The organism is Neisseria sp. P0022.S010, from assembly GCF_051956635.1.
This window is the reverse complement of sequence record NZ_JBQCXF010000177.1, coordinates 1-5,649: the sequence shown is the minus strand read 5'-3', so window position 1 is coordinate 5,649 and position 5,649 is coordinate 1. Positions and strand designations below refer to the sequence as shown.

Below are 5,649 nucleotides of genomic sequence, written 5' to 3'. Positions count from 1 at the left end.
ACGGGGACAGAGCGACAGGTGCACGGCAAGGGCAATGCGGTTAAAAAGACTGAGACGCACTTGGTCTTTCTGTTTGGAAATCAGATCGGTTATTTTGCGGCATTTTTTCATGGCGTTTTCCTGTCAGACATGGGAGAACCATTTGATTTGCAGACACTGGCGCAAGGTTTCGCGCGCGCGGTGCATGATGGTGTGGTAGTTGGCATGGCTGATGCCGCATTGTTCGCGGATTTCATCGCTTGAAAAGCCAAGAATCTCTTTCATGGTGAACACGCGGGCGGTGTTTTCCGGCAGATGGTAAAGGCAGGTCTGCAAAACTTGGTAGAACTCTTTATTGTTCAAACTGGCTTCGGGCGAGTCCCAACCCTGAGGCTGACCTTCGTCCGTCCAATGTCCGTCAGCGGCAAAATGTCCTTCAAAGGCTTCATCCAAGGCTTCCTCGTCGCGCGTGACGAAAACTTGGCGTTGCCGCCCGATTTGGCGCAGGCAGTCGGTAATTTTGTTTTTTAAGATTGCAAACAGCCAGCTGCTCACTTGGGCGCCGCCTTTAAAACCTTCGGCCGCACGGTAGGCGGAAAGCATGGTTTCCTGTACGAGGTCTTCCGCCAAATCGGGGCGGTCGGGCAGCTGGATATGGGCAAAGCGCAGCAGCAGTTTGCGGGATTCGGCAAGCTCGGCATCGGTCAGTTCGGGTAGGGCCATAATGTATCAGTATGAAATGAATGATCAATATGCTTCTGATTTTACGCTGATACGGCAAGAGCATGCGATTGAATCTATAAACGATTTCAGTAGTATTTTTGTTTTACCGAAACCGACTGCGTCCGTTTCAGACGGCCTTGATTTATGCCGCAACCAAAATGCCCTGTTCCAGCCAATCCGTCCATTTCTGCCTTAATGCGTCCTGCCAAGCGTTTTCAGACGGCATGAACTCTGCCAGCATGGTTTGCAGGCCGTTTAGGGAAGTGGGCGTCTCTGCCAACGTTTCCAGCAATAAGGCGTCGAATCCATCAAGCGTTTGGTACATCACGTCGTCTTCCTTATCACGCCACACCAAAACGGCGGTTTCCGCCTCATGCAATTCGTCGGTCACGTCATACTGATAACGGCGCACAAAGGCGGCGGGAGAAAGGGAGTACGCTAAATCGTCTGAATCGGCAGGCGAGGCTTCGCTGTCGGTTTGAGCGGTTTCGGCGAGTAGCTGGGTGTGTTCAAAGTCCATCAATTCCAAAAGGTCGTCTGAAAGCAGCAGGCTTTGGCAGTATCGGAGGAACTCGCCGGGAATTTCTTGAAAATAGGGCGTTTGGGCGCGCGCGTCGCGGACGAAACCTTCTTTCAGACGGCCCCATTCTTCGCTATCAAAGTATTGCAGCGTTTCTGTATAACAGCGGTCGATAAAGCTGTGAATATTGTTGCGTATCAGGCGGATATAGACATTCAGGCGCTCTTGCGGTAGTCCGTCTGCGGCTTTGCCTTCGCGTATGGCTTGGGCAAAGCGGTGTTGGTATTGGGCGGAGGTTTCAGGCTGCACGGCGGTATTCCTTTCCGGCACGCATTTGATAGTCGGCAATTTTGGCGACTTCGGCTTCGAGTTCGGCAAAAGGCGGAAAATTGAAATCGCGTTCCAACAGGGTGGGCGGAATGGTCGGCAGCTTGGTGTAGGCGAGTTCGAGCAAGTCCCAAACGGTCGGTAAAACTGCCGCGCCATGCGTATCAATTAACAATTCCGGCGTTTCCACATCATGCCCGGCAATATGGATATAGCACACGCGCCCTGCATCCACATTTTCTAAAAAGGCTTCGGGCGACAACAGTCCGTGATTGACGGCGTTGACGTAAATATTGTTCACGTCCAAATGAATGCCGCAGTCGGCTTCACGGGCAACCGCGTTGAGGAACTCAACTTCGTTCATCTCGGCAAGCGGAGAATGCAGGTAGTAGGACGTGTTTTCTACGGCAATACGGCAGCCCAACCGGTCTTGCACTTCGCGGATACGGCGCGCGGTATGTTGCACCATTTCTTCAGTGAAAGGCAGCGGTAACAAATCGTAGAGATGACCGCCGTCGTGGCAGTAGCTCAAATGGTCGGAGAAAAACGTGCAGTCATAACGGCGCATCATTTCTTTGATTCCGTCTATCAAGGCGGTATCCAACGGTGCTTGTCCGCCCAGCGACATGGATAATCCGTGCAACGCCAGCGGCAGCCGTTCCGCCACGCGGTCAAACTGTTTGCGCGCCCTGCCGCCCATTTTCAGCCAGTTTTCGGGGGCGGCTTCGATAAAGCGTATCGGGCTGTCGTCTGAAAGCGAGAGGAAATCTTCCGCCAAGTCGCGGCGGTAGCCCAAGCCTGCATGTTGAATCATGGTGATGTCCTGTTATGGTGCCGTATGAACGACAAAGTCGCATTTTCGTTTGTAAAATGCGACTTTGTTAAAGGTATGTTGCAGGATTATTTAGAACCGCATTTACCTTCGCCGCATTTGCCTTCTACTACTTTGGCAGCTTTGGCTTTAGATGCTTTGCCTTTTTTGGCGTGTGCTTTTTTCATGGCTGCGCCGCAAGAACCTTCACCGGCTTTGGCAGCCGCGCCGCAAGTACCTTCGGCAGCTTTAACAGTTTTCTCAACGGCCACGTCGCTGGCGGCTTTATCAGCGGCAACAACACCGGCAGCCAAAGACAGGGACAGTGCACCGGCCAAAGCAGCAGCTACATTTTTTTTCATTTCAACTTCCTTTTTAAAATATGGGTTTTAAAACAAATCAAGGGATAATATCGGGCATTTAAAGTCGGCCCGCGACCATTAATCCTTAAAGATAATCCTTAAAGAAAATGCTTGATGCGGCAACAGCGTTTCTTCAGCAGTGCATCCAAAGACAGACGGCCAGCACCCTGCAATAGGACAGGAAATAAAACCACCAAATAAATCAGTGCCATTTTATAACCGTTGTCGCACACATTGTAACCCAAGCCGGCATGTACCGCAGACCATGCGACAGCCGTTACAACCATCAATCCCAGCGCGGACAGCCGTGTTGCCAAGCCGACAATAAGCAGCGCAGGCAAAACCAGTTCCGCCCACATCGCCAAATTCCAGTTGACCGTATCCGACAACAAATTGAACGGAAAGGGAAATTGACTGTTTATTTCTGCAAACCAGTTTTCCCCGTTCCATTTTTCCAAGCCGGATTCAAGAAATTCATACGCGGTAAAAAGCCTGAGTGCCAACAAGCCGAAAGCAGCCTGCCAAGAGGGATTGGATGAGGTGTTCATTTATTTTCCTAATCGATGTGTGTCGAATGGGCTGGGACGAAAAATCCATCGGCACCATCCGATTTTTCATGCCTGTTTAGACGCGGCAGCTTTAAAAAACTGACAAAATAAATGAAGATATTTTCTTATTCATTGTTTTATAAAGATTAAAAATTCAAAAAGGCCGTCTGAAACACCATGTTTGATTGGGTTTCAGACGGCCTTTGATGATAATTGCCATCCATTAATCCGCTTGTTTGCACAATTCGACAATTTCCGCGCCGTATTTGTCGGTTTTTTCCTCATTCATGCCGTGGATTTCCGCCAGCTCCGCCAAATCTTGCGGCCGTCGGGCGGCAATGGCGCGCAGGGTAACTTTGCTGCATATCTGATAGGCTTCGAGGCCTTCATGGCGGGCAGTATCGATGTTCCACTGAAGCAGACGACGCATCAATCGGCGTTTGCGTTTGTCCTCTTCGCTCAGGCCGTCTGAAAACGGGCGGCAGATGTTTAAAATGCCCTCGCCGTATTGTTCGATACGTTTTTCGCCGAGTTTATACACGCCTAAAAGATCGATGGGTTCGGCAGGCGTATTGGTCAGCAAGTCGTCCATGCTTTCGTTGGAGAACACCGTTCCCAGTGTGACTTGATCGGCACTTGCCTGCTGCTCGCGCCAAGTTTCCAAAGCCTGTTTTAAGGCCTGTTCGCGCCCGCCCAAGCTGTGGATAACTTGTGTACTGTCTGTGGAAACCGTACCGGCTTCGGCCGTTTCGCAAACGTCGAGTATCTCCAAACCGAATTTATTGATTTTCGCCTCGCCCAAGCCGTAGATTTGATGCAAGTCTTCCAAACTTCGGGGCATTTTTTCGACAATATCGCGCAGGGTTTTGTCGCCGCAAACCACATAGGCCGGTACTTCCTCTGCCCGGGCGCGCTGTTGCCGCCATTGGCGCAATGCCTGCCACAAACGCTCTTCGCGCTCGGTGCGCAACCAATCGTCTTTCGGCTTTTGGGTAGCCGTTTTTTCGCGGCGCAGGGGGCGCAGCATGACTTCGGTTTCGCCCTTGAGGACTTTTTTTGCCGCTTCGGTCAGCTGCAGGGCTTGATGCTGCTCGACATTGACGGTGAGATAGCCCAGGCTGATGCACTGGCGGATGACGCTGCGCCATTCCTTGTCGGTCTGTTCGCTGCCGATGCCGAATGTGGATAACTTGTCATGGCCGTTGCGCTGTATCCAATCGTCGCTTTTGCCGCGCAAAAGGTTGGTGATGTAACCGGCGGCAAAACGTTGTCCGGCGCGGTACACGCAGCTGAGTAATTTTTGCACCAACACCGTGCCGTCAAACCGTACGGGCGGATGCAGGCAGTTGTCGCAATGGCCGCAGGGTTCGGATTCTTCTCCGAAATGTTTGAGCAGCAGTACGCGGCGGCAGGCGGCGGTTTCGCAGACGGAAAGCATGGCATCGAGTTTTTGCATTTCGATTTGCTTTTGCACTTCGTCGCTGTTGCCTTCGGCAATCCGTTCGCGCAGCAACACCCAATCGTTCAAGCCGTAACACAGCCAGCTCACGGCAGGCAGCCCGTCCCGGCCAGCGCGCCCCGATTCCTGATAGAAATGTTCGACACTTTGGGGCATATCGAGATGGGCGACAAAGCGCACGTCGGGTTTGTCTATGCCCATGCCGAACGCCACGGTCGCCACCACAATAATATTGTCTTCATGCGTAAAGCGGCGTTGGTTTTCCTCGCGCACGTCCATGCTCAAACCGGCATGATACGGAATCGCCTCCAAGCCGTTTTCACACAAAAACTGCGCCACATCCTCGACTTTTTTGCGGCTTAAGCAATACACAATACCGCTTTGCCCATGCATCTGCTTGCGGATGAAATCCAGCAATTGTTTTTTGCCATTATTTTTTTCGATAACCTGATAATAAATATTCGGACGGTCAAAGCTGGAAATAAATTCGGGCGCATCGTCCAAATGCAGATAATGCTTGATGTCGGCGCGCGTGGCCGCATCGGCGGTAGCGGTCAGGGCGATGCGCGGGACGTTCGGATAGCGTTCGGCAAGCATACCGAGCTGTTGATATTCGGGGCGGAAATCGTGTCCCCATTGACTGACGCAATGCGCCTCATCAATGGCAAACAGGCTGACGGTTTGTTGGTCGAGAAAACGCAAAAAGCGGTCGGTAACCAAGCGTTCCGGCGCAACATAAAGCAGTTTCAGACGGCCTTGGGCAAGCTTGTCGGCAATCTCGCGCGCCTCATCCGCCGATGTGCTGCTGTTGACTGCCGCCGCTTCAATCCCGGCCACATGCAGGCTGGCCACTTGGTCGTTCATCAGCGCAATCAGCGGCGATACGACAACCGCCACGCCTTCGCGCATCAGCGCCGGAA

General features: G+C 52.3%; 6 protein-coding genes. All 6 read right to left on the bottom strand.

Annotated features, from left to right (window positions below; genetic code table 11):
* Window positions 1-123 precede the first annotated feature (123 nt).
* Window positions 124-702 carry a sigma-70 family RNA polymerase sigma factor gene (locus ACTHUT_RS13035; RefSeq protein WP_070837220.1) on the bottom strand — a complete coding sequence of 193 codons (579 nt, stop codon included), beginning with the start codon at window positions 700-702 and terminating at the stop codon, window positions 124-126.
* Between the two features lie 142 nt (window positions 703-844).
* The gene (locus tag ACTHUT_RS13030) at window positions 845-1,531 is read right to left on the bottom strand and encodes an HvfC family RiPP maturation protein (RefSeq protein WP_440385886.1); all 687 of its coding nucleotides are present in this window, start codon (window positions 1,529-1,531) and stop codon (window positions 845-847) included.
* On the bottom strand, window positions 1,521-2,363 hold the full coding sequence (locus tag ACTHUT_RS13025) for an HvfB family MNIO-type RiPP peptide maturase (protein WP_036492350.1): 843 nt from the start codon (window positions 2,361-2,363) through the stop codon (window positions 1,521-1,523). Before ACTHUT_RS13025 ends, ACTHUT_RS13030 begins: the two co-directional genes overlap by 11 nt.
* 86 nt (window positions 2,364-2,449) lie before the next feature.
* The gene (locus ACTHUT_RS13020) at window positions 2,450-2,722 is read right to left on the bottom strand and encodes a hypothetical protein (RefSeq protein WP_049333024.1); all 273 of its coding nucleotides are present in this window, start codon (window positions 2,720-2,722) and stop codon (window positions 2,450-2,452) included.
* A 98-nt stretch (window positions 2,723-2,820) separates the two neighbouring features.
* Window positions 2,821-3,270, bottom strand: a complete 450-nt coding sequence (locus tag ACTHUT_RS13015) for an HvfX family Cu-binding RiPP maturation protein (protein ID WP_440385885.1) — start codon at window positions 3,268-3,270, stop codon at window positions 2,821-2,823.
* A gap of 223 nt (window positions 3,271-3,493) precedes the next feature.
* Window positions 3,494-5,649: DNA helicase RecQ (gene recQ / locus ACTHUT_RS13010; protein ID WP_440418871.1), on the bottom strand; the 2,156-nt coding region annotated here is incomplete at its 5' end.